This window comes from Ensifer sp. LC163 (assembly GCF_001695855.1).
GTDB lineage: Bacteria > Pseudomonadota > Alphaproteobacteria > Rhizobiales > Rhizobiaceae > Ensifer.
The window spans coordinates 1-23,566 of sequence record NZ_MBSS01000007.1; the positions used below are offsets into that span (position 1 = coordinate 1).

Genomic DNA, 23,566 nt, shown 5'->3' on the forward strand with positions numbered 1-23,566 from the left:
TCAGACCGCTGACAAACCCGTCGATTTTTCGGCGGGTTTTGTTTTGCGGATTGGGTTGTTTTTGACGGCCGTGTTTTGGCGGAGGTGAAGAAGGACGCGCCGGCTCACGCCATGGCCGGTTTTGGCCCTCTGGTGAGCGCCATTGCTATCTTCTTGATATTCTGCGCGGCGGCGGCCAGTAGGCACTGGCATGCGACGCGGGTGAGACTTCGGAACCTGGCATAGCGATGCCCGTGCAGTTGCTTGGCATCGGCAAACGAGCGTTCGACGGTCTCCTTTCGCCGCTTGTAGATCGCCTTGCCCCAAGGCGTCTTGCGGTGGGCGTCGGTACGCTCGCGGGCGTCCTGCCAGACATGGCGGGTGATGGTGCGTTCATCCTTGGCATTGGCGGTGCAGGAGGCCAGCAACGGGCAGTCGTGGCAGAGGGCCGGATCGGAGCGGTAGTGGCGATAGCCGTTGCGGTCGGTGGTGGCATAGGTCAGGAGTTGGCCTTGCGGGCAGCGGTAGCCGTCAACCTCGCCGTCGTAGGCGAACGTCGACTTGCGCATCATGCCGGGTTTGGGCGGGGTGGGATTGCGATAGCCGGTGACGCCGAGGATGTCGCGTTGCTCAAGTCCCTTCGCAATGCCGGATGTGGCATAGCCGGCATCGAGCCCGACCGCCTTGACGTCGAAGGAGAAGCGTTGGCGCTGGCGGTCCAGCCGGTCGAGATAGACGACACTGTCATGCACGTTGGCCGGCGTCGTGAACGTATCGGTGATGATGGCGTGCCGGCCGTCGACCGTGCGGTGGTCGAGATAGAAGAAGCCCTTCGGCTTGCCGTCGCGCACCATGTAGCCGCTGTCGGGATCGCTGCGCGACACCTTGGTTTCCTTCACCTCCGGCTCGCGCTCTTTTTGCTTCAAGGGCTTTTGGCCATGCAGCGCCCGCTCGGCCTCGATCGCCCGGTCGAGATCGGCCCAGTAGTCGGACCGCGACTTCGCGATCATGTGCAGATCGTATTTGCCCTTGTTGGCGTTCGCCTTCAGGTGGGTCGAGTCGGTATAAAGCACCGTACCATCGACCAGCCCGTGGCCGATTGCCTGCTCGACGATATGGTCAAAAATGTCCTGGGCGACCGAGGTGTCATTGAAACGCCGGCGGCGGTTCTGGGACAGCGTCGAGGCGTCAAACACACCATCCGTGAGCTTCATCCGCAAGAACCAGCGATAGGCGACGTTGACCTCGATCTCGCGCACCAATTGCCGCTCGGAGCGGATGCCGAACAGGTAGCCAATGAACAAAGCCTTGAACATCAAGGTCGGATCGAGCGGCGGTCGGCCGTTGTCGGCGCAATAAAGTCCGGCAACCCGGTCATGGATGAAGGAAAAGTCGATCACCGCATCGATCTTGCGAAGCAGGTGATCCTTCGGCACCAGACTGTCGAGCGTCACCATCTCGAGCGCCGTCTGTTCGGGAACGGGTTTCTTCAACATGTCCCAATGAATCATAAACCCCTGGACGGTGCCAGGGGTTTGTCAGCGGTCTGAAGCCGCCGAAATGATCGGCGGCTTTTTCGTGTGAATGGAACAAGACGCTCAGTCGGCTTCGGCCTCGTTGGCCGGTGCTGCGTTGAGCTGGCCGTATTTGGTTTCGCCGATCTTATCGAGAAGTTCGAGCTGAGTTTCGAGGAAATCGATGTGGCCTTCCTCATCGGCGAGCAGCTCTTCGAACAGCTTCATGGAGACATAGTCTCCGGCATCGTGACAGATGTCGCGTGATTTCTTGTAGGCCGTGCGGGCGTCGTATTCGCCGGCAAGATCTGCCGTCAGCACTTCCTTGACATTCTGGCCGATGCGCAGCGGACCGACCGTCTGCAGGTTCGGATGACCTTCGAGGAAGATGATGCGCGCGACGAGCTTGTCGGCATGGTGCATCTCTTCGATCGACTCGGCACGTTCCTTCTTGGCAAGGAGCGTGTAGCCCCAATCCTCAAGCAGGCGGAAATGCAGCCAGTACTGGTTGACGGCACCGAGTTCGAGATAGAGCGCTTCGTTAAGCTGCTCGATGACCTTTTTGTCGCCTTTCAAGATCCGCCCTCCGGTTGTCTTCATGGAATTGTTTGAGGCGGGCCATGAAATCAAATATCTCGACATCCGTCGAGTCGCGACGGCCGTGATATTGCTCGGTGGTACGGATGATGATGTCGACGACGTTGGGGAAGCAACCGCAGCAGCGACCGCGTTTTTCCATCGCGTGATAGACTTTCGCCGGCACGATCAGCTGCCAACAGTCCTCATCGAGGAGGCTTACGATCGTATCCTCGATCTCTTTTTCCGTGATGAAATTGCAGCTGCAAACCAGCATGTCGTCTTGCCTGTGAAACGCAACGCCCTGAATTCGCTCATAAAGCAAAAGAGGATATTTATTGTCAACAAAAAACTCCGCGAGCGGAAGTTGCACGCTGATTAGAACGAATCTAAACATGACAAAAAACATCGCATTTTCATAATATTAGCTCAGCATTGATGACCTTTCCTCCTGTGGATTTCGCCGCAACTGCCGCAGGGTACTGCGACATTTTTACACAGGTTCACGGCCAGGTTCAGCCTATCGAAGGAAGCTGAAAGCGAGCGGCCGAAATCCGACCCGGCAATGCGGGTCTCGAAAGCGCGATCTATGAAATGGGCATGGGGGGCCGGTCTTCGAAGCCATGCCGACCCCACCGTGCCTGCCCGTCAATGAAAGTTGCGGCCTTTCGGCATCACGTCGGCAACTTCGGTCGCAACAGTCTGGTGATCGGCACCGGCGGCACGGCGGGCGGCCGCCAGGCGCAGCTCCTTCAGCACCTTCTTCTCGCGTGCGTCGGCCGTTGGTCGCAACACCTCGTCGGCACGATCGTTGGCGCCGAAGTGGCGCACCTCCTTGCGCAACAGCCCGAGCATCGGGGTCATGTCCTCGATATACTCCGCCACCACATGGATGACATCGCTTTCGCGCTGGAGCCGGCCGCGGATCTTGACGAGACGCGCACCCATGATCACCGGCCGGTATTTTTCGAAGACTTTTGGCCAGACGATGGCGTTGGCGACCCCGGTCTCGTCCTCGATCGTCATGAAGATCACGCCCTTGGCCGAGCCTGGACGCTGGCGAACGAGCACCAGGCCGGCGACCGTCACTCTGCGGCCGACGGGTGCCGTGGCGAGAGCGCGACTTTCGACCAGCCCCTGCCCGCTAAGCTCGGCCCGCAGGAAGGAGACCGGGTGGGCCTTCAGCGAGAAGGTGAGATAGCGGTAATCGTTGATGACCTGCTCGCCCTCCAGCATCACCGGCAGCGAAACTGCCGGTTCCAGCTGGAATTCGTCCTGCGTCGCCCGGTCGAAGAGCGGCAGCCGCTCGGCAGCGCTTTTCTCGTCCAGCGCCTTTACCGCCCAAAGCGCGTTGCGGCGATCGAGCCCGATCGAGCGGAACGCATCCGCATCGGCGAGTTTCTCCAGCACCGACCGCGGCAGTCCCGAGCGCAGCCAGAGATCGCGAACCGAGGTGTAGCCGGGACCGCGATTGGTGACGAGCTTGTCGGTGATCTCCTTCTCCTTGAGACCCTTGACCAGGTTGAAGCCGAGCCGAATGGCCTTTTTCGTCAGGATCACATTCGACATGTCCCGATGCCGCGGCTCGATTGCCTTGCGGTCGAGAAGGCCCTGCTCAAGGTCCGAATCCCAGTCAGAATGGTTGATATCGACCGGCAGCACCCGCACGCCATGTTCGCGCGCATCCCGCACCAGTTGCGCGGGAGCGTAGAAACCCATCGGCTGCGAGTTCAAAAGTGCCGCGCAGAAGACGTCGGGATAATAGGTCTTCAGCCAGGAGGAGACATAGACGAGCAGCGCGAAGGAGGCCGCATGGCTTTCCGGAAAGCCGTATTCGCCGAACCCTTCGATCTGCCTGAAGCAGCGCTCCGCAAACTCGAGCGGATACTTATTCCGAACCATCCCGTCGATCATTTTCTGCTTGAACGTATGGATGGTTCCGGTTCGCTTGAAGGTCGCCATCGCCCGCCTGAGCTGATCGGCCTCGCCGGGCGTAAAATTTGCCGCGGTGATGGCGATCTGCATCGCCTGTTCCTGGAACAGCGGCACGCCCAGGGTTCGCTCCAGAACCACTTCCAGCTCCTTGCTCGGATACTCGATGGGTATGTTGAGATCGCGCTGCTCCCGTCGCTTCAGATAGGGATGAACCATATTGCCCTGGATCGGCCCCGGACGCACGATCGCCACCTCGATGACGAGGTCGTAGAAGATGCGCGGCCTGAGCCGCGGCAGCATACTCATCTGCGCCCGGCTTTCGATCTGGAAGACGCCGATCGTATCGGCCCGGCAGATCATGTCGTAGACGGCTTTCTGGTCATCCTTGAAGAGGCGGGCGAGGGTTTCTCTTCGACCGTAGTGCAGGTCCAGGAGTGCGAAAGCCCTGGCGATGCAGGTCAGCATGCCGAGTGCCAGAACGTCGATCTTCAGGATCTTCAGCGTATCGAGATCGTCCTTGTCCCATTCGATCATGTAGCGGTCGGGCATCGCCGTGTTCATGATCGGCACCACCTCGTCGAGCCGATCGCGGGTGATGACGAAGCCGCCGACATGCTGGGAGAGATGACGGGGAAAGCTCATCAGCTCGGTGGCGTAGTCCAGCACCCGCACTGTCGTCGGATCCTTGACGTCGAGGCCGGCGGCTTTGGCCTCCCGCTCTGACAGATCGGCCGCCGACCAGCCCCAGACCGAACCGGCAAGCGCCGACTGTACGTCCTCCGAAAAACCGAAGGCTTTCGCCGTTTCGCGGCCGGCCGAACGCGCCCGGTAGCTGATGACGGCGGCCGTAAGCCCCGCATGCTCCTTGCCGTAAGTCCTATAGATATGCTGGATGACCTCTTCCCGCTTCTCGTGTTCGAAGTCGACGTCGATATCCGGCGGCTCGTCACGCTCGGTCGAGATGAAGCGGTCGAAAAGCAGGGTCGTCGAAAGCGGATCGACCTCGGTGATGGCAAGGCAGTAACAGACGGTCGAATTCGCCGCCGACCCGCGGCCCTGACAAAGAATGTCGACGCTTCGCGCATATTCCATGATGTTGCGCACGGTGAGGAAATAGGGCTCGTAGCGCTTGCTGGCGATCAGATCGAGCTCGTATTCGATCTGGGTCGAGACCTTCTCGGGAATGCCGCCGGGATAGCGCCGATGGGCGCCTTCCATCGTCAGCCGCCGCAGGGTCTGCGTCGTCGTCTCGCCTGCAAAACTCTCATCGGGATACTGATATTCGAGTTCCGCCAAAGTGAAATTCAGCCGGCGGAAAAAATGCCCGGTGCTGGCGATCGCCTCGGGGTAGTCGCGAAAGATGCGTGCCATTTCCCCCGGTGGTTTCAGATGCCGTTCGGCATTGACCTGAAGCCGGAACCCCGCCTGTGCGACCGTCACATGCTCGCGTATGGCGGTGACGATATCGGCCAGCGGCCGGCGCGCCGGCTCGTGAAACAATGGGCTGTTGGTGGCGATCAGCCTCGTTCCCGTGTTGCGGGCGATGGCTGCCAGCCCGGCAAAGACAAGCTGGTCGAAACCGTCATACCGCGGCACGAGTGCGAGATAGAGCCGGTCGGCAAAATGCGGCTTCAGCCGCTTGAGAAACGCCGCAAGGTTGTTGGCCTCCGGCGCACCGATCACCGGATCGGGCAGAACGGCAATCAGGATATCCTCGCCCCATTCGACAAGATCCGTCTCGTAGAGCGTGCAGGTGCCTTTTTTCGCCCGCAGGTTTCCGGCACTCAGCATGCGGCAAAGATTGCCCCAGCCCCGGCGGCTGCGCGGATAGGCCAGCACATCCGGGATGCCTTCGGCAAAGGAAAGCCGGGCGCCGGGCTGAAAGGAAAACCCCTCCACCTTCGCCTGCGCATGGGCGCGAACCACGCCGGCCACCGTATTGCGATCGGCAACCCCGAGACCGGAAATGCCAAGGCGGCTGGCGGCAACGATCATTTCGCCTGGATGCGACGCTCCTTCGAGGAAGGAGAAATTCGACCAGGCGCCGATCTCGAAATAGGGCGTGCTCATGCGAAGACCCCATGCATGAACCAGCGTGGCTGCGTCGGCCCGCCATAATGCCCTTCTCGAAACAGCCAGAACCGCCGGCCTCTTTCATCCTCCACCCGGAAATAATCCCGCTCGGCCGCCGTCTCGCCATCGACCCACCATTCGGCCGCGATCCGTTCCGGACCTTCGGCGCGCGCGATGCGATGAAGACTCCGGCGCCAGCGAAAGCTTCTCGGCGGCCCTTCCGGCACCTCGGCTACCGCCTCCACCGGCTCCGGGCTTTGAAACAGCCGCTGCGGCCGAACGGAGGCCACCAGAAGACTGGCCGGAACATTGGGGGCGGCTTCCTCGACCGTCTTCAGCATCTCCACATCCGCAAGCGGCTGAAAGACGGCGGCACGCTCCGGCACGTGGCTCTCCGACAGGACGGGCAGAAACAGGCTTTCCGCGCCCAGCCGCGCCATGACCCTGTCGGCAAAGGCCGCAAGCGGTCGCTGCCGATCCGGTGTGCCGGAAAAATCCTCCTGCATCACCTCGTATTTTTCGCTTTTGGGAACCGAGAGCCGCAGGATCTCGAAGCCGAAACCGGCATCAAGATCGTCATGAACAGCCTGCAGCCGCTCGCGGAAAAGGCCGGCAACGCGGCCCGGTTCAATCAACGGCGAGGACGTTCCGGCAGCGATGCGAAAGACCCTGCCGTCGACACGAAACAGCAAGAGTTCGAACAGCCGTCCCCCCTCGCCGCGCTTTTCCAGCTCCGGCTTCAGCCTTGCTGCGAGCTCCTGCGTCAGGCCGAGAATATCGTCCTCGCCCTGGACCGGCTCGGAAAGCCGCCGCTCGGCCGAGAGGCTGGCAACGGCAAGCCGCGGCGAAAGCGGCTCGTCCTCCAGTCCCATCGCCTGATCGAGACGCAAGAGCAGGGTGGATCCGAAGCGGCGGGCAAGCGGCGCGCGCGGCGCCTCGATGATGTCGCCGACCTGCTTGAGGCCGACCCGGCCAAGCGTCTCGATCGTCTCGGTCGCAAGCCTGAGGGCCGCCATCGGTAGCGGCGCAAGCACGCGCGCGGCCTCCTCAGGAGCGATCACGCTTTGCGAGCCGAAGCGCGCCACCGCCCAGGAGAGCCCGGCCGAAGACGAGATCGCCGCACGCGCCTCGATGCCGAGATGAAAGAGCCGAGCCAAGAGGTCGTCGAGAAGCGATTTCTCTCCGCCGAGAAGATGGGCACAGCCGGTAATGTCGAGATAAAGACCACTTTCGCCGTCGAGCGCCACCATCGGCGTATAGCGGCTGCACCAGTCCGCAAGCCCTTCCAGAAGGGCGCGATCCGCCGCCCGGTCGGCGGGCAGCACATCGACCTCGGGACACATGGCCCGCGCTTCGGCAACGCCCTGGCCCAACTGGAATCCGGACTTTTCGGCAAGGCCATCGAGCGCAACGAGGCGCATCGCATTTCTGACCCGGTCGGCAAAGACGACAGGCGGATGATCAGGACGCCCGCGGGAAAGCCACGAGGTGCCCCAGCGTATCCGCGCCACCCGGTCGGCCGGAAGATGCGGAAAGTCGAGCGATAGAATGCGCTGGCTCTGGGTCTGCCGCAGCAGCGGCTGGTAGGGGCTCGACGGGGTAAAAGCGGCGGTCATGGGGGTTCCACTCCAGGAAGAGGCCGACAGGAGCAGGAGACCTGCTTTTTTCGGCAATGACGTGAAAGACGGGATGACCGATGCTGCCGCAAAGCATCGAACCGTCAGGGAGGGGGCGCTCGCGGGCGGGCGCCGGTTCGATATGAAGCCGGAAGAAGGCGCTGCTCGCCTCCTCGTGGCCGGACTGGCGCAGAAGCAGAAGAGGGATGCGCCCGGCGCGCGCGCGAACATGCAGGCGCCGGCTTTCACTCAAGGCCAGCGATGCCGGATTGCCGCGAATTTCGAGAATGACGGCACAGAAGGCCGGGACGGAAAGCGCCGTCTCGGCGATCCAGAGCGCATCTTTCACCGTGCGCGGCAGGCTGAGGATCAGGCTTCGAATGTCGAGCCCGTAGGCCTTGAGACCAAGGCCATAGGGCAGGCCGGCCTCGGTCGAGGCGAGCGACTGGCTGATCCACAGAACCGGGGCCCCGACATCGCCCTTTTGCCGGCGCGCCTGCTGACAGAGGGCACTGAGCGCGGTTGCAAAACCGGCGGCAGCGCCGGCATCGCGCGTCTCGGAATTGCGGATCTCCGTCATGCCCTCGAGCGGCAGCCCGCCCTCGAGGATATCGTCGAGTTCGGGAATACCGAGCGGCAGAACCTTGCGGCCGGATGCCTGGCTGCCCTCTTCCTTGCGCCGGAAGCCCGCGGGATCGGCCGCCTTGACTGCCTTCACGACCCCCGGAAGCCTGCGGTTCTCGATCCTGGCTATGGTTTCGCGAAGCGAAAGAACGGCCTCCCGCTGCACGGCGTTCTCGGCCATGACGGTCAACTCCATTTAAGATGTTCCCGTTATGTTCTTATAGATTCCAGAGCTGCCCTGAGGAGTCAACAACCAAATTTGAGAATTTATTCCTCACCCGTTGCGTCAGGAATTCAACACTCGAAAAACAAAGGCAAAATCGCTATATGGAGGGCAACAAGGAGTGCCTATGGCCCGCATTGACCAGACCGATGATTGGCGGGAACGCCACGCACCGACACTCACGACATTCGAACAACTCGCAGTGGAAGCCTACGGCCACCTGCCGCAGGAGTTCCGCCGGCTGACGACCGACCTCATCATCGAGGTTGCCGATTTTCCAAGCGACGATGTCTTCGAGGATATGGCGCTGGAGACGCCGTTCGACCTGCTCGGCCTGTTCGAAGGCCGCGGCATCAGCGAACGTTTCACCATGGAGACGGGTGAGTTTCCGAACCGGATCACCCTTTATCGCCGCCCGATCATCGACTATTGGGCGGAAAACGAGGAAACGCTGGGCGACATCATCACCCATGTGCTGATCCACGAGATCGGCCACCATTTCGGCCTCTCCGACGACGACATGGAACGGATCGAGGCGAGCGTGGAACACGTGGGCAACTAGAGCATTTCCAGGAAAAATGCGAAGCGGTTTCCCGTCAGGAAATGCGTAAAAACAAAGAGATAGGGCGTTTCTGCGACTCCGTCTAAGCCGGAAACGCTCTAAGCCCCGAAAAACCTCTCGCGCTGGTCAGGAGCATCCTGCTCTGAGGCCAGCCCCTTCGGAAAAACAATCGGAAAACAGAGGAACACTCCGGCCGCAAAACTGGAGCGTCCCTGTTTTTTTACTGCTCCGACAGCTTGATGTCGGGATGATAATCCTTGCCTTCGACTTCCTTGAATACGGCCTGTCCGCATTGCATGTGCTGCGTATCCGCATTGAAGGCGTAGGTCGGCGAGCCGTGCAGGGACCAGCCCTGGTTCAGCGCTGCCGTCACCTTATGGCAGAAGGACGCATCGTCGGGGCCGGTGAGGAAGCGGTAAAGTTTCAAAATCTTGCCTTTCGTTTTTCAATCGTGTCCGCCTTGGCGGCGAGCTTCAAGGCCTGGTCGAGATGCAGCCGCTCGATCATTCGGCCATGAAGATTGATAACGCCCTTGCCGGCATTATCCGGCAGCGCGAAGGCGGCGATGATCGCGCGCGCCTCGTCGACGGCGGCCTGCTCGACGCCGAAGCGTTCGTTGGCCGGGCCGATCTGCAGCGGGTGGATCAGCATCTTGCCGTCATACCCCATGTCGCGCCCCTGCCGGCACTCCTCATCGAAACCGTCGGCATCACGGAAATCGTTGAACACCGCATCGATGGCGTCGAGACCGCTTCCGCGTGCGGCCAGCAGGATCTGCATCAGCCAGGGGATAAGGTAAGGCCGGCCGGGACGGTCGGGAACGCCGGTTTCCTTGCGCAGGTCGTTGAGGCCGACGACGAAGCAATCGAGCCTGCCGCCGAAGGTGCGGCCGGTCTCGGCGATCGCCGGCGCATTGACGACACCGCGCGGCGTCTCGATCATCGCCCAGAGACGTAAGCCTTCCGGCGCATCGTTATCGGCCAGCCAGTCGGCGGCGATCTGGATATCGGCCGGACTTTCGACCTTCGGCACAAGGATCGCGTCGGGCTTTGCCGAAACGGCTGCCGCCAGATCCTGCTGGCCGAAGCCCGATCCGAGCGCATTGATGCGGATGATGATCTCGCAATCCGGCCTGTTTTCGATGAGGTGGCGAACGAGCCCGTCACGCGCCTCGGCCTTGCGCTCGGGCGCCACCGCATCCTCGAGGTCGAAGATCGCGGCATCGGCCGCAAGTTCCGAAACCTTGGCCAGTGCACGGGCATTGTCGGCCGGCACGGAAAGCACCGAACGGCGCAAGCGAACGGGATGATGTTCGATCGATTTTGTCATGCGGCCAGTTGTGCCCGCCTTTCATTTTTTCCGCAAGACGAGGCGAACGGCCGCCCCCTCTTGCAAGCGGCGGCGGCAACACCCACATCGGAGGCAGAAAGGTGACGATCATGCAAAGCATACGCTCTGTTCTTTTTACGGCTGTGGCCATTACCATTACGCTGGCGGCCTTCGTCTTCACCGCGTCGCTTGCGCTCGCGCTGACCGGCATCGCTACCGTTGTCGCGATCGGCAGCGCCATTGCCGCCCGGCTGAACCTTAAACCCGCCCGCGCCACGGCCCGCCCGACCTCCGGCGCCGCCCCGCGCGAAATGCGCATCTGGAACGACGGTCGCGGCACGATCATCGATCTCTAGGCCACGCGGCACCGGCCTCCAAAGCCGAGATAAAATTTTGCGACACCCATGTCGGGCGGACCCGTTTCCGTTCGTCCTTGGACCAGGCCAGCAAAGGCCATGCCCTCGTGACGAAGGATAGGAGCACGACATGGACAGCAATACGCAGAAAACGGACGCAAACCAGCTGCCACCGGCCCTGAACGGTCTGGTGCCTTATCTCCAGGTCGACGGCGCGGCCAAGGCTGCGGAATTCTACAAGCACGCCTTCGGCGCAAAGGAAGCTTATCGGCAACCGGTCGACGACCAGGGCCGGACGATGCACATCCATCTCCACATCAACGGCAGCTCGCTGATGCTCGGCGACGCCTATCCGGAATATGGCCATCCCCTGGAAAAGCCGCAGGCCTACAGCCTGATGCTGCCGGTCGACGACATCGATGCTTGGTGGAGCCAAGCGGTGGCTGCCGGCGCCGAAATCGTCATGCCCATCGAGGTGATGTTCTGGGGCGATCGCTACGGACAGCTGCGTGACCCCTTCGGCGTGCTCTGGGCGCTGAACGCCCCGGTCAAGGCAGGCTAGGTCAAGGCAGGCTGACACCGGCGCCAGACACCGGCCGATATCCGCAGAGCCCTCGGGCAAGGCGCTCCAACTGATAAAACAACCGCTACGACAGCTGCCGGGCAGGCAATTTCACCCGCCCGGCAAGTGTCTTCGGGACAGATTTTCCTTCATTTCGGCGCAAAACTGATCTAAACGCTTACGCAACATTTCGCTGAAATCGAAGGCCTGAAGTTATGGAAAAGTTCGTCAAGCTCACCGGCGTCGCCGCGCCCCTCCCCGTCGTCAACGTCGACACGGACATGATCATCCCGAAGGATTACCTGAAGACGATCAAGCGCACCGGCCTCGGCACGGGACTTTTCGCCGAAGCGCGCTACAACGAGGACGGCTCGGTCAACCCGGATTTCGTGCTCAACAAGCCCGCCTACCAGAACGCCAAGATCCTGGTCGCCGGCGACAACTTCGGCTGCGGCTCCTCGCGCGAGCACGCGCCGTGGGCGCTTCTCGACTTCGGCATCCGCTGCGTGATCTCGACCTCGTTCGCCGACATCTTCTACAACAACTGTTTCAAGAACGGCATCCTGCCGATCGTCGTCAGCCAGGAGAACCTGGACAAGCTGATGGACGACGCCTCGCGCGGCTCCAACGCCATCCTGTCGATCGACCTGGAAACCCAGGAAATCACCGGCCCGGACGGCGGCTCGGTCAAGTTCGAGATCGATGCCTTCAAGCGCCACTGCCTGCTGAACGGCCTCGACGACATCGGCCTGACGCTGGAGAAGGCTACGGCCATCGACAGCTTCGAAAAGTCGACCGCCGCCTCGCGCCCCTGGGCGTGAGCTAAGGGATGACGCGCAAGCTCATCTCCTCCGGTTCGCCCTTCGAGAAGACGGCAGGCTATTCGCGTGCCGTCGCCAAGGGCGACTGGTGCTTCGTTTCCGGCACCACCGGCTACGATTACGCCACCATGACCATGCCGGAAACGGTGGAAGAACAGGCACGCAATTGCCTGAAGACGATCGAGGGCGCGCTGAAAGAGGCGGGCTTCTCGCTCTCGGATGTGGTGCGCAATCACTATTACGTCACCGATGCCAGCTTCGCCGACCGGGTTTTTCCGATCTTCGGCGAAATGTTCGGCGATATCCGCCCGGCTGCCACCATGGTCGTCTGCGATCTCATCCGCCCGGAAATGCTGATCGAGATCGAAGTCACCGCCTTCCGCGGCTGACATCTGACGGACTGCTGCCGGCGCGGCATTGGCACCTGCCCCGCTTATGCGCTACTGCAGAGGCACGACGTCGGGTTCTTCGCAGAGCCGTTGTCCGCATCGCCACGACCGGAAGAAGCCCATGCAATTCGAAGGCACCGCCGACTATATCGCCGACAAGGACCTGATGATCGCCGTCAACGCTGCGATCCGGCTGGAACGGCCGCTGCTCGTCAAGGGCGAGCCGGGCACCGGCAAGACCGAGCTTGCCCGGCAGGTTGCGGCAGCCCTCGGGCTCGACCTCATCGAATGGAACGTCAAGTCGACGACCAAGGCACAGCAGGGGCTTTACGAATATGACGCCGTCTCGCGCCTGCGCGACAGCCAGCTCGGCGACGAGCGTGTCAACGACGTCAAGAACTACATTCGCAAGGGCAAGCTCTGGCAGGCGTTCGAGGCCGGGCGGCGGGTGGTGTTGCTGATCGACGAGATCGACAAGGCCGACATCGAGTTTCCGAACGATCTGCTACAGGAGCTCGATCGGATGGAATTCCACGTCTATGAGACCAACGAAACGATCCACGCCCGCCAGCGGCCGATCGTCGTCATCACCTCCAACAACGAGAAGGAACTGCCGGACGCCTTCCTGCGCCGCTGCTTCTTCCACTATATCCGCTTTCCCGACGCCGACACGCTCGCGCGCATCGTCGAGGTGCACTATCCCGGCATCCGCAAGACGCTGCTTTCGGCAGCCCTTGCCGCCTTCTACGATATCCGCCAGGTGCCGGGGCTGAAGAAGAAGCCTTCGACCTCCGAAGCACTCGACTGGATCCGCCTGCTCGTCGCCGACGAGATCGACCCGGCCGACCTGCGCGCCGATCCAAAGACCATGCTGCCAAAGCTGCACGGCGCGCTTCTCAAGAACGAGCAGGACGTCCACCTCTTCGAGCGCTTGGCCTTCATGGCACGCCGCGACGGATGAGGCCAAACGCCCACAAGGTTCTGATCTACGCCACCTGGCGGGAGCATCTGCTCGTCTTCGACGAGCCGGACTTTCCGGATATCGACCTGCAGGTTCCCGGTGGAACGATGGAACCGGGCGAAAGCCCCGAGGCCGCCGCCCTGCGCGAATTCGCCGAGGAAACCGGGCTGGCGCCACCGACGATCGTCTTGCCGCTTGCAACGCAGGACTACCGCTTCACCAAGAACGGCCGGCAAATCTGCCATCGCCGGCACTATTTCCATGTGAAGCTTGCCGGCGAACAACGGGAAACCTGGCTGCATCTGGAGATGACGCCGTTCAGCGGTGGCCCGCCGATCCGCTTTCGCTTCTTCTGGCTCAGCCAGAGCGAGGCTCGCAACCGGCTTGGATACGGGATGCAGGACGGTCTGGACTTGCTGCAAACCCAAGTTGCCCGTCCCCGCTCGGCGGTCGCTCGCCCCTCACCCTAACCCTCTCCCCGCACGCGGGGAGAGGGGAGCGGCGGCTGCAACCTTTGTCATCTGCTGCAAGCGTGAAGGGGAATAAAGCGGTCGCGGCAGCGGGATGAGGGGCCTTTTAGCCGGCGAATCGTTTTTCATTGACCCCCGCGGCCTTGCCGCGCTATCAAATGAACCGTGGTGATTTGGCCGGCCGGCTTGCAGCCACGTTAAACAAATCGCTAAAGGGCCGAGGAAACGTGGATTTTCCGAGGACCGGTCGCGATCAATCGCCGCCGGTTTTTTTGTATTGATCGAGTGGAAGCCCCATGCCCATCAAGATACCCGATACGCTGCCCGCCTTCGAAACCCTCGCGACCGAGGGCGTGCGGGTGATGACCGAGACCGTGGCGATCCGTCAGGATATCCGCCCGCTCCAGATCGGGCTCCTGAACCTCATGCCGAACAAGATCAAGACCGAGATCCAGATGGCGCGCCTCATCGGCGCCTCGCCGCTGCAGGTCGAGTTGTCGCTGATCCGCATCGGCGCGCACCGGGCGAAAAACACCTCCGAGGAACACCTGCTCGCCTTCTACGAGACCTGGGAAGAGGTGAAGGCCCGCAAGTTCGACGGCTTCATCATCACCGGCGCCCCGGTCGAAACGCTGGAATACGAGGACGTCACCTACTGGGACGAGTTGAAGCGCATCCTCGACTGGACGACGACCAATGTGCATTCGACGCTGAACGTCTGCTGGGGTGCGATGGCGGCGATCTATCATTTCCACGGCGTGCCGAAATATCCGCTGAAGGAGAAAGCCTTCGGCGTCTACCGCCACCAGAACCTGCAGCCCTCCTCCGTCTATCTCAACGGCTTTTCCGACGATTTCGCCGTGCCGGTGTCGCGCTGGACCGAAGTGCGCCGCGCCGACATCGACCGGGTGGCCGACCTGGAAATCCTGATGGAATCGAAAGAGATGGGCGTCTGCCTCGTGCACGAGAAGAAGGGCAAGCGCCTCTACATGTTCAATCACGTGGAGTATGATTCCACCTCGCTGTCGGACGAGTATTTCCGGGATGTGGATGCGGGCGCGCCGATCAAGCTGCCGCACGACTACTTCCCGCACAATGATTCGACCCTGCCGCCGCAGAACCGCTGGCGCAGCCACGCGCATCTCTTCTTCGGCAACTGGATCAACGAGATGTACCAGACGACGCCCTACGAGCTGGACATGATCGGCAGGGGAGAACGCTAAGGCTCGGAGGCTCCAATGTTCATCCCCTTCTTCCTCGAATTGAAGGCTGCGAAGATCCCGGTCACGCTCCGGGAATTCCTGTCCTTGATCGAGGGCATGGAGGCGGGCATCGCCAGCTTCGATATCGAGGCGTTCTATTTCCTCGCGCGCACGGCGCTGGTGAAGGACGAGCGCCATATCGACCGCTTCGACGGCGTCTTCCGGCATTGCTTTTCCGGCCTTGAGGCCATCAATCCCTCGGACGAGTTCGAGCAGGCGGCCATTCCCGAGGAATGGCTGCGCAAGCTTGCCGAGAAATATCTGACCGAGGAAGAGAAACGCCTGGTCGAATCCCTTGGCGGCTTCGAGACCCTGATGGAGACCTTGCGCCAGCGGCTGCGCGAACAAGAAGGGCGCCACCAGGGCGGCTCCAAATGGATCGGCACCGCCGGCACCTCCCCCTTCGGCGCCTATGGCTACAATCCCGAAGGTGTCAGGATCGGCCAGGACGGCTCGCGGCACCACCGTGCAGTCAAGGTCTGGGACCGACGCGAATTCAGGGATTACGACGACACGGTCGAGCTCGGCACGCGCAACATCAAGGTGGCGCTCAAACGCCTGCGGCGCTGGGTGCGCCAGGGTGCTGCCGACGAACTCGACCTTTCCGGCACGTCCGCGCCACGGCCGAGCACGGTTATCTCGATGTCGTGACCCGGCCGGAACGGCGCAACGCCGTCAAGCTCCTGATGTTCTTCGATGTCGGCGGTTCGATGGACGACCATATCCGCATCGTCGAGGAGCTGTTTTCGGCGGCACGCGGCGAATTCCGCCACATGGAGCACTTCTACTTCCACAATTGCGTCTACGAGGGCCTGTGGAAGGACAATCGTCGCCGCCGCGCCGACATCACCCGCACGACGGAGCTGCTGCGCACCTTCGGCAGCGACTACCGCGCGATCTTCGTCGGCGACGCATCGATGAGCCCCTATGAGATCAGCCACCCCGGCGGCTCGGTCGAACATTGGAACGACGAAGCCGGCGGGCTTTGGCTCTCGCGTATCGCCGCCCACTTTCCCCGATCCATCTGGCTCAATCCGGTCCCCGAGCAGCACTGGGGCCATACCCAGTCGATCGGCATGATCAGGAGCATCGTCGGCAGGCGGATGTTTCCCTTGACGCTCGCCGGACTGCAGGACGCGACAAAACAACTATCGCGCTGAATCTACCGCAGAAAATCTCGATTTCCGGTTGCCGATCCACCTGAAATGACGCAGGTTGCTTGCCGCGAGGACTGCATGTTTCCGTAAATCCTAGCCGATTTAAGGATAAAACATGCAGCAACTCAAAGTGTAACAGCGACCTTTGCGCGTCTGCTGAGACGCGCGGCGCTGTAGGGGGGCCCAGGCAATGGACAAGCATGCGGACACGGAAATCTTCGGACACCTGCCATCGGGTGAACCGGTTCATCGTGTCGTGCTTTCCGGCGGCGGCCTGACCGCTCATATCCTCACCTGGGGAACCGTGATCCAGGACCTGCGGCTGGACGGCCATGAACCGCCGCTGGTGCTCGGCTTTACCGATCTCGAAAGCTATCTCGCCCATTCCCCCTATTTTGGCGCGACGCCCGGCCGCTGCGCCAACCGCATCGGCGACGGTCGCTTCACGCTCGACGGCACGACCTATCAGCTCGAATGTAACGAGAAGGGCGTGACGCATCTGCATGGCGGCAGCGACAATATCGGCAAGCGCAACTGGACGATCATGGACCAGACGCAGGACAGCGTGACGCTTGTCATCACCGACCCGGACGGCCGCGCCGGCTATCCCGGCAACTGCCAGGTCCGCTGCACCTACCAGCTGAAGCCCGGCGGCGTGCTCAGCGTCGTCTACGAGGCGGAGACGGACCGGCCGACGCTCGCCAATGTCTGCCAGCACAGCTATTTCAATCTCGATGGCAGCGCGGATGCGCTCGGCCATGACATCATGATCGCCGCCGACCACTATTTGCCGACCGACGAGCGCCAGGTCCCGACAGGAGAAGTCCGACCGGTCGAAGGCACCGCCTTCGATCTCAGGGAAATGACGTCGCTCAAGCGCCAGACCGAGGGCGAACGCATCGCCTACGACCATAATTTCTGCCTCTCGCCGGAGCCCATGGCAAAACACTCGGCCGCCTTTGCGCGCAGCCTCAATTCCGGCGTGACGATGGAAGTGCTGACGACCGAGCCCGGCGTCCAGCTCTATACCGGCTTCAAGCTCGACGTGCCGGTGCCCGGCCTCGAAGGACGTCGCTACGGCGCCTTTGCCGGTTTCTGCCTGGAAACCCAGGTGTGGCCGGATGCCGTCAATCACGAAGGCTTTCCGAACGCGGTTCTGCGCCCCGGCGAAATCCGTCGCCAGGAAACGGACTATGTCTTCATGAAGAGCTGAGAGCCGAGTGCATCGGCGCTCGCCCGCAGACACGCGACGGCTGATGCTCTTCGCCCGGGGCGAATGCATTGGCCGAAGCCAAAAGCATTTACAAATGAAGTGGTTGGGAAAATTGGAGCGGGTGAGGCGATTCGAACGCCCGACCCCAACCTTGGCAAGGTTGTGCTCTACCCCTGAGCTACACCCGCTCATTACCTCGGTCCGGGGGTAGTCGGTGGACCGTGGGTGCCGCGCTGTCTTGCGGCGACGGGCGGTATATGGCCTAAGCGATTTTGGAATGCAACAGGGAAATGACGAGAAATCGAATATTTTTTGGGAGCCTCCCCGGGAAGCCCGCAAATGCCGCGTTTTCGCACCGCTCCGCCGTCTCTGAGATTGCACGGCGCGGCCGTTCTCCCCTAAAGCAGACTGGAAAAAACCGACCGGCAGGAGAATCACCCCGATGAACGAAGCGCAACCGAAGACCGCGGACGAGCTTTTCCGCTTTCTCGACGATCTCGGCATCGAACACAGCACCAAAAAACACGAGCCGGTGTTCACCGTAGCCGAATCGGTGGCACTGCGTGACGAGATCCCCGGCGGCCATACCAAGAACCTGTTCGTGAAGGACAAGAAGGACAACTACTTCCTGCTGACCGTCGAAGAACACGCAACCGTGGATCTGAAGACGGTGCATCAGGTCATCGGCGCGGCAAGCAAAGTTTCCTTCGGCAAGCCCGAGAAGCTGATGGAATATCTCGGCGTCATCCCTGGAGCGGTGACCGCGCTTGGCGCCATCAACGACATCGGCGGCAACGTCAAGGTGATCATCGACGAGGAATTGATGACGTTCGATGTGATCAACTGCCATCCGCTTTCCAACGACGCGACGACCTCGATCGCCTCGAAGGACCTGTTGCGTTTCATGGAAGCCACGGGACATGAACCGCTTGTCTTGAAAGTGACGGCCTGACATACGATCTTTGGCGCGAATGCAGGAAGCCGGATCACGAGCCGGCGAGGAGAGAAGAATGACGGGCAACGACAATCCCTATGCAGGGTCCTTCGGCAACCAGATGACCGCTTCGGCTTCCTTCGGCGGCCAGCCGGCCGCGGCCGCCGCACCGGGCGGCGACCTGATCAAGGAAACGACGACCGCCAACTTCAGCAAGGACGTGCTGGACGCCTCGCGCCAGCAGCCTGTTCTCGTCGACTTCTGGGCGCCCTGGTGCGGACCGTGCAAGCAACTGACCCCCGTGATCGAAAAGGTCGTGACGGAAGCTGCCGGCCGCGTGAAGCTCGTCAAGATGAACATCGACGACCATCCATCGATCGCCGGCCAGCTCGGCATCCAGTCGATCCCCGCCGTCATCGCCTTTGTCGGCGGACGGCCGGTCGACGGCTTCATGGGTGCAGTGCCTGAAAGCCAGATCAAGCAATTCATCGAAAAGATCGCCGGTCCTGCCGTCGACGACAGCAAGGCCGAAATCGAGGCCGTGCTTGCCGATGCCAAGGCGCTGATCGAGACGGGCGATGCCGAAAACGCCGCCGGCCTCTTCGGCGCCGTGCTGCAGGCAGACCCGGAGAATGCGGTGGCGATTGCCGGCATGGTCGATTGCATGATCACGCTCGGCCAGATCGCCGAAGCGCGCGAAGCGCTTTCGAGCCTGCCGGAGGATCTTGCCAAGGATGCCGGCATCAGTGCGATCGGCAAGAAGCTCGACCAGATCGAGGAAGCCCGCAAGCTCGGCGACCCGACAGCCCTGGAACAGCGCCTGGCGGCGAACCCGGATGACCATGAGGCGCGCATGATGCTCGCCAAGATCCGCAACGTGGAAGGCGACCGCAATGGGGCGGCCGACCACCTGCTGACGATCATGAAGCGCGACCGGGCTTTCGACGATGATGGCGCACGGCGCGAGCTCGTCTCCTTCTTCGAAGTATGGGGTCCGAAAGACCCGGCGACGGTCGCCGCCCGCCGCAAGCTGTCGTCGATTCTCTTTTCCTGAGCAGAGCGCCGAGATCGGTGCGTTTTTCCCTTGAGATTTTCAAGGGACGCACCATTTCATGATCTGGTTGGCCACGCTGCTTGGCGTGGCGAGGCAAGGCAGGATATCTGCAAGGTCAATCGGAATGCATGTCGGAAATGCACGTTATCTCGGTCCGCAGGACTTACCGGAGATCATTCCGGTGTTTCCGCTGACCGGTGCGCTGCTGCTCCCCGGCGCCCAATTGCCGCTCAACGTCTTCGAGCCGCGCTACCTGGCGATGCTCGACGATGCCCTTTCCGGCAATCGGCTGATCGGGATCGTCCAGCCCTCCTTCTGCGAAGGCCGCGACGATATCGGCGTCGGGCCGGTGCCCGCGCTGTGTCAGGTCGGCTGCATCGGCCGCATCACCTCCTTTGCCGAAACCGGCGACGGCCGCTACATCGCCTCGCTGACCGGCGTGTGCCGCTACCGGCTGTTTAACGAGGTGGTCGGCACGCGCGGCTACCGCCGCTTCCGCATCGGCCCCTTCACGGCCGATCTCGAAAATCGCGACGATGAAAGCCTGGTCGATCGTTCGGCGCTGCTGGCGGCCTTCAGGGCCTATCTGGAGGCCAACAAGCTGAAGGCCGACTGGGAGAGCGTCGAACGCGCCAGCAACCGCACGCTGGTCAATTCCATGGCGATGATGTCTCCCTATGGGCCGGCGGAGAAACAGGCGCTGCTCGAGGCCCCCGACCTGAAGACCCGCGCCGAAACGCTGATCGCCATTACCGAGATCGTGCTTGCGCGCAATTTCGGCGACGTCGACAACATCCTGCAGTGAGTGAGGGGCCATGGACGTCAACGCCAGCAAGGTCGATCCGAAACTGCTCGAACTGCTCGTCTGCCCGCTGACCAAGGGCCGGCTCAGCTATCGCGCCGAAGCGGGCGAACTCGTCTCGGAAAAGGCGCGGCTCGCCTATCCCATCCGCGATGGTGTTCCGATCATGCTGATCTCCGAAGCGCGAAAAATCGAGGACTGACGCCGGCGATCGTACTGACCACGATCCGCATGCGTCTCATCTGCCCCTCATCCGGCCTGTCGGCCACCTTCTCCCCGCAAGCGGGGAGAAGGACAGGTGCGGCACGCTCGGCGCAATGGTCCCCTCTCCCCGCATGCGGCGAGAGGGCTAGGGTGAGGGGCAAGGCTCAGGCATCAGAGGCTTTTGCGCCTCAGATCGGCTGGCCGGAAAGCAATCGCGGGTCGGCGTCGCCGGCAGTGCCGGCCGCCTGGCGGATGAAGAAGCTTTTCAGCGACGGCAGACGATCGACGAGGCCAAGACCGAAGTCCCGGGCGATCCTGACCGGCGTGATGTCGTTCGAAAACAGCCGGTTGAGCACATCCGTGGTCACCCCCATGCGGAAGGTGTCGAACCGTCGCCAGATCTGGTAGCGCTCGAGAATGGCAAGCGAACCGATATCAAGCCCGAGGCGATCCGCCTCGACGATCGTCTCTGCCAGCGCCGCCACGTCCTTGAAGCCGAGATTGAGCCCCTGGCCGGAGATCGGGTGGATGCCGTGCGCGGCATCGCCCGCCAGCGCAAACCGCGGCTTCACGAAATCGCGGGCAAGCGTCAGGCCGAGCGGAAAGGCGCGACGGCCGCCGACGACCTTGAGATGTCCGAGCCTGTGACCGAAGCGGCGCTCCAGTTCTTCTTCGAAGAGGAAGTCGTCGCCCTTGACCAGGCGCTCGGCGTCCTCGGTACGCTCGGTCCACACCAGCGACGAACGGTTGTTCTTGAGCGGCAGCGTGGCGAAGGGCCCGGCCGGCAGGAAATGCTCCTCGGCCGTGCCGTTATGCGGGCGTTCATGCTCGACAGTGGTGACGATGCCCGACTGGCCATAGTCGAACTCCACCGTCTTGATGCCGGCCGCATCGCGCAGCTTCGAGCGCACGCCGTCGCAGGCAACCAGCAGGCGGGCCTCCAACTGCTCGCCGCCGGCAAGCGTCACGGCAACCGCGTGATCGCCGCTCTCGAAAGTTTGGACCATCGTCGATTGCCGCACGGTCACGCCGAATTGGTCGCAGGCGGCGCGCAGCGCGCCGACCAAGGCGGTGTTGGGCACCATATGGGCAAAGGGCCGCCCCTCTTCGCCCTCGCCGTCGAAGGTCAGGAAAACCGGGCGCACCGGGTCCGACGTCTTCGAATCGGTGATGACCATGCGTCGGATCGGCTCGGCCTCCGGCGCAATCGTCTGCCAGACGTCGAGAACATCGAGCATGCGCTCGGCCGCCGAGGCGACGGCAGAAGCGCGCTCGTCGCGCTTCCAGGCGCCTTCCGGCGCGCCGTCTAAGACAGAAACGGCGAGATGCGGCGCCGCCTTCTTCAGCGATACCGCGAGCGAAAGGCCGACATAGCCGCCGCCGGCAATCAACACATCGATCATCCGCTTTCTCCCGTCGCACTTGAGCATCGTTTCATGCCTATATAGATCAATGCCATCGCCGTTCCTACCATCGGAGACAGCCGAAATGTCGCGCCCCACTGAGACCGCAACGCCCATGGATGCGCTGCTTGCCACACTCGACCTCGAAAAGCTCGAGGAGAACCTGTTCCGTGGCCGCAGTCCCCAGGTCGGCTGGCAACGCGTGTTCGGCGGCCAGGTGATCGGCCAGGCACTGGTCGCAGCCCAGCGCACCGTCGACGAGGGCCGCTACGTGCATTCGCTTCACGCCTATTTCATGCGCCCCGGCGACCCGTCGGTGCCGATCATCTACGAGGTCGATCGCATCCGCGACGGCTCCAGCTTTGCAACACGCCGGGTGGTTGCCATCCAGCACGGCAAGGCGATCTTCTCGATGTCGGCGTCGTTCCAGTATGACGAAGACGGCTTCGAGCATCAGATCGAGATCCCCGACGTGGCGATGCCGGAGACCCTGCCGGGCGAACAGGAGCTGAAGGACAAGTTCCTGGCGCACGCGCCCGAAGCGATCCGTCGTTACTGGGAGCGGCCGCGACCGATCGAGATCCGACCGGTCTCGCTCGCCCACTATTTCGCCCGCAACGACGGCAAGCCGACCCAGGACGTCTGGGTCAAGGCCGTCGGCCACGTGCCCGACGAGCGCCACCTGCAGGCGGCAGTGCTTGCCTATCTCTCCGACATGACGCTGCTCGACACCTCGCTCTATGCGCATGGAACGTCCGTGTTCGATCGCAACCTGCAGGTTGCAAGCCTTGATCACGCCATGTGGTTCCATCGCCCCTGCAAGATGGACGACTGGCTGCTCTACACCCAGGACAGCCCCAGTGCCCATGGTGCCCGCGGCATGACCCGCGGCAGCCTTTTTGATCGTTCCGGCGTGCTGATTGCCTCGGTTGCACAGGAAGGTCTGATCCGGAAAAAGGCAGCTGAACAGAAATAAGGCACTTATTTTTTTCTGCCTATTTTTTAATCTTCTAAAGTGACGTTTTTTTAGCGCGTCGCGGCACTCACGCTGCATGCGATAATTTTCCCATGCCTTTTCATAGGTTTAGATCGCAACAACGAATCTGGCACGCCCCTTGAATGTAGCTGTCCGGTTGCAAGGCGCTTTCAGCGTTCGCAGCAAGGAGAGATGGCCTCCGACCGGAGGCGAACAAGGATGGGAAACCGATGAAAATTGTGATGGCCATTATCAAGCCGTTCAAGCTCGATGAGGTTCGCGAAGCCCTCACTGCTGTTGGCATCCAGGGCCTGACCGTAACCGAAGTCAAAGGCTACGGCCGCCAGAAGGGACATACCGAAATCTATCGCGGCACCGAATACGCCGTGAGCTTCCTGCCGAAGCTGAAGATCGAGATCGCGGTCCCCTCCGAGGTCGTCGACAAGGCGGTGGAAGCGATCGCCGCTGCCGCCAAGACCGGCCAGATCGGCGACGGCAAGATCTTTGTCTACTCGATTGACCATGCCGTGCGCATCCGCACCGGCGAAACCGATTCAGAAGCGTTGTAAGC

24 protein-coding genes, 1 tRNA gene, 1 pseudogene and 1 riboswitch are annotated in these 23,566 nt (G+C 62.0%); of the genes and pseudogenes, 16 read left to right on the forward strand and 10 right to left on the reverse strand.

The window, feature by feature from the left end:
* Window positions 1-104: 104 nt before the first annotated feature.
* From BC360_RS06645 to BC360_RS32645, 6 genes are all read right to left on the reverse strand, one after another.
* Window positions 105-1,475 (reverse strand): IS1182 family transposase, encoded by a 1,371-nt coding sequence (locus BC360_RS06645; protein ID WP_065794743.1) that lies wholly within the window; start codon window positions 1,473-1,475, stop codon window positions 105-107.
* Between the two features lie 102 nt (window positions 1,476-1,577).
* Window positions 1,578-2,069 carry a bacterioferritin gene (gene bfr, locus BC360_RS06650; RefSeq protein ID WP_065780584.1) on the reverse strand — a complete coding sequence of 164 codons (492 nt, stop codon included), beginning with the start codon at window positions 2,067-2,069 and terminating at the stop codon, window positions 1,578-1,580.
* Window positions 2,035-2,346: a (2Fe-2S)-binding protein gene (locus tag BC360_RS06655; RefSeq protein WP_053249341.1), complete on the reverse strand. Its 312-nt coding sequence runs from the start codon at window positions 2,344-2,346 to the stop codon at window positions 2,035-2,037. The genes bfr and BC360_RS06655 overlap by 35 nt, the downstream gene beginning before the upstream one ends.
* 371 nt (window positions 2,347-2,717) lie before the next feature.
* Entirely contained in the window at window positions 2,718-6,074 is a 3,357-nt protein-coding gene (locus BC360_RS06660; protein ID WP_065794668.1) for an error-prone DNA polymerase, read from the reverse strand.
* The gene (locus BC360_RS06665) at window positions 6,071-7,588 is read right to left on the reverse strand and encodes a Y-family DNA polymerase (RefSeq protein ID WP_244512680.1); all 1,518 of its coding nucleotides are present in this window, start codon (window positions 7,586-7,588) and stop codon (window positions 6,071-6,073) included. Before BC360_RS06665 ends, BC360_RS06660 begins: the two co-directional genes overlap by 4 nt.
* Complete coding sequence (locus BC360_RS32645; protein ID WP_244512677.1) at window positions 7,539-8,513, reverse strand: ImuA family protein; 975 nt, start codon at window positions 8,511-8,513, stop codon at window positions 7,539-7,541. Before BC360_RS32645 ends, BC360_RS06665 begins: the two co-directional genes overlap by 50 nt.
* Window positions 8,514-8,667: 154 nt before the next feature.
* Here BC360_RS32645 and BC360_RS06675 point away from each other — a divergent pair, with 154 nt between their 5' ends.
* Window positions 8,668-9,102: a metallopeptidase family protein gene (locus BC360_RS06675; RefSeq protein ID WP_065780575.1), complete on the forward strand. Its 435-nt coding sequence runs from the start codon at window positions 8,668-8,670 to the stop codon at window positions 9,100-9,102.
* A 220-nt stretch (window positions 9,103-9,322) separates the two neighbouring features.
* On the opposite strand, the gene BC360_RS06680 is transcribed toward BC360_RS06675, so the two are convergent.
* Window positions 9,323-9,529: a DUF1737 domain-containing protein gene (locus BC360_RS06680; protein ID WP_025425138.1), complete on the reverse strand. Its 207-nt coding sequence runs from the start codon at window positions 9,527-9,529 to the stop codon at window positions 9,323-9,325.
* On the reverse strand, window positions 9,526-10,431 hold the full coding sequence (locus tag BC360_RS06685; protein ID WP_065794670.1) for an HpcH/HpaI aldolase/citrate lyase family protein: 906 nt from the start codon (window positions 10,429-10,431) through the stop codon (window positions 9,526-9,528). The genes BC360_RS06680 and BC360_RS06685 overlap by 4 nt, the downstream gene beginning before the upstream one ends.
* A 110-nt stretch (window positions 10,432-10,541) precedes the next feature.
* Between BC360_RS06685 and BC360_RS06690 the strand changes: the two genes are divergently transcribed.
* The 9 genes and pseudogenes from BC360_RS06690 (at window position 10,542) to BC360_RS06730 (ending at window position 17,622) form a co-directional block, all read left to right on the forward strand.
* Entirely contained in the window at window positions 10,542-10,787 is a 246-nt protein-coding gene (locus tag BC360_RS06690) for a hypothetical protein (RefSeq protein ID WP_065794744.1), read from the forward strand.
* Between the two features lie 130 nt (window positions 10,788-10,917).
* A complete protein-coding gene (locus BC360_RS06695) occupies window positions 10,918-11,349 on the forward strand; it encodes a VOC family protein (protein WP_065780569.1) in 432 nt (143 codons plus the stop codon).
* A 215-nt stretch (window positions 11,350-11,564) separates the two neighbouring features.
* Window positions 11,565-12,170 (forward strand): 3-isopropylmalate dehydratase small subunit, encoded by a 606-nt coding sequence (gene leuD, locus BC360_RS06700; protein ID WP_065780567.1) that lies wholly within the window; start codon window positions 11,565-11,567, stop codon window positions 12,168-12,170.
* A gap of 8 nt (window positions 12,171-12,178) precedes the next feature.
* Window positions 12,179-12,559: a RidA family protein gene (locus tag BC360_RS06705; protein ID WP_065780565.1), complete on the forward strand. Its 381-nt coding sequence runs from the start codon at window positions 12,179-12,181 to the stop codon at window positions 12,557-12,559.
* 121 nt (window positions 12,560-12,680) lie between these two features.
* The gene (locus BC360_RS06710; RefSeq protein ID WP_065794671.1) at window positions 12,681-13,520 is read left to right on the forward strand and encodes an AAA family ATPase; all 840 of its coding nucleotides are present in this window, start codon (window positions 12,681-12,683) and stop codon (window positions 13,518-13,520) included.
* Complete coding sequence (locus BC360_RS06715; RefSeq protein WP_065794672.1) at window positions 13,517-13,990, forward strand: NUDIX hydrolase; 474 nt, start codon at window positions 13,517-13,519, stop codon at window positions 13,988-13,990. The genes BC360_RS06710 and BC360_RS06715 overlap by 4 nt, the downstream gene beginning before the upstream one ends.
* 155 nt (window positions 13,991-14,145) lie before the next feature.
* Window positions 14,146-14,223: riboswitch (SAM riboswitch) on the forward strand.
* Between the two features lie 63 nt (window positions 14,224-14,286).
* Complete coding sequence (gene metA, locus BC360_RS06720; RefSeq protein WP_065780559.1) at window positions 14,287-15,213, forward strand: homoserine O-acetyltransferase MetA; 927 nt, start codon at window positions 14,287-14,289, stop codon at window positions 15,211-15,213.
* A gap of 15 nt (window positions 15,214-15,228) precedes the next feature.
* Window positions 15,229-16,412: pseudogene (locus BC360_RS06725) on the forward strand (vWA domain-containing protein).
* 187 nt (window positions 16,413-16,599) lie between these two features.
* The gene (locus BC360_RS06730) at window positions 16,600-17,622 is read left to right on the forward strand and encodes an aldose epimerase family protein (protein ID WP_065794673.1); all 1,023 of its coding nucleotides are present in this window, start codon (window positions 16,600-16,602) and stop codon (window positions 17,620-17,622) included.
* A gap of 113 nt (window positions 17,623-17,735) precedes the next feature.
* Here the strand turns inward: BC360_RS06730 and BC360_RS06735 are convergent.
* A tRNA-Gly gene (locus tag BC360_RS06735) sits at window positions 17,736-17,810 on the reverse strand.
* Between the two features lie 254 nt (window positions 17,811-18,064).
* Between BC360_RS06735 and BC360_RS06740 the strand changes: the two genes are divergently transcribed.
* The 4 genes from BC360_RS06740 (at window position 18,065) to BC360_RS06755 (ending at window position 20,614) form a co-directional block, all read left to right on the forward strand.
* On the forward strand, window positions 18,065-18,574 hold the full coding sequence (locus tag BC360_RS06740) for a prolyl-tRNA synthetase associated domain-containing protein (RefSeq protein WP_065780551.1): 510 nt from the start codon (window positions 18,065-18,067) through the stop codon (window positions 18,572-18,574).
* Window positions 18,575-18,632: 58 nt separating this feature from the next.
* Window positions 18,633-19,610, forward strand: coding sequence for a thioredoxin (gene trxA / locus BC360_RS06745; protein WP_065780548.1), 978 nt, complete (start codon window positions 18,633-18,635; stop codon window positions 19,608-19,610).
* A gap of 124 nt (window positions 19,611-19,734) precedes the next feature.
* Window positions 19,735-20,415 (forward strand): LON peptidase substrate-binding domain-containing protein, encoded by a 681-nt coding sequence (locus BC360_RS06750; protein ID WP_065780545.1) that lies wholly within the window; start codon window positions 19,735-19,737, stop codon window positions 20,413-20,415.
* 10 nt (window positions 20,416-20,425) lie between these two features.
* Window positions 20,426-20,614, forward strand: coding sequence for a Trm112 family protein (locus BC360_RS06755; protein ID WP_053249178.1), 189 nt, complete (start codon window positions 20,426-20,428; stop codon window positions 20,612-20,614).
* 190 nt (window positions 20,615-20,804) lie between these two features.
* Here the strand turns inward: BC360_RS06755 and BC360_RS06760 are convergent, their stop codons facing one another.
* Window positions 20,805-22,019: a ubiquinone biosynthesis hydroxylase gene (locus BC360_RS06760; RefSeq protein ID WP_065794674.1), complete on the reverse strand. Its 1,215-nt coding sequence runs from the start codon at window positions 22,017-22,019 to the stop codon at window positions 20,805-20,807.
* 85 nt (window positions 22,020-22,104) lie between these two features.
* Here BC360_RS06760 and tesB point away from each other — a divergent pair, with 85 nt between their 5' ends.
* Complete coding sequence (tesB, locus tag BC360_RS06765; protein ID WP_065780541.1) at window positions 22,105-22,995, forward strand: acyl-CoA thioesterase II; 891 nt, start codon at window positions 22,105-22,107, stop codon at window positions 22,993-22,995.
* Between the two features lie 230 nt (window positions 22,996-23,225).
* On the forward strand, window positions 23,226-23,564 hold the full coding sequence (locus tag BC360_RS06770; protein WP_065780538.1) for a P-II family nitrogen regulator: 339 nt from the start codon (window positions 23,226-23,228) through the stop codon (window positions 23,562-23,564).
* Window positions 23,565-23,566: the final 2 nt, after the last annotated feature.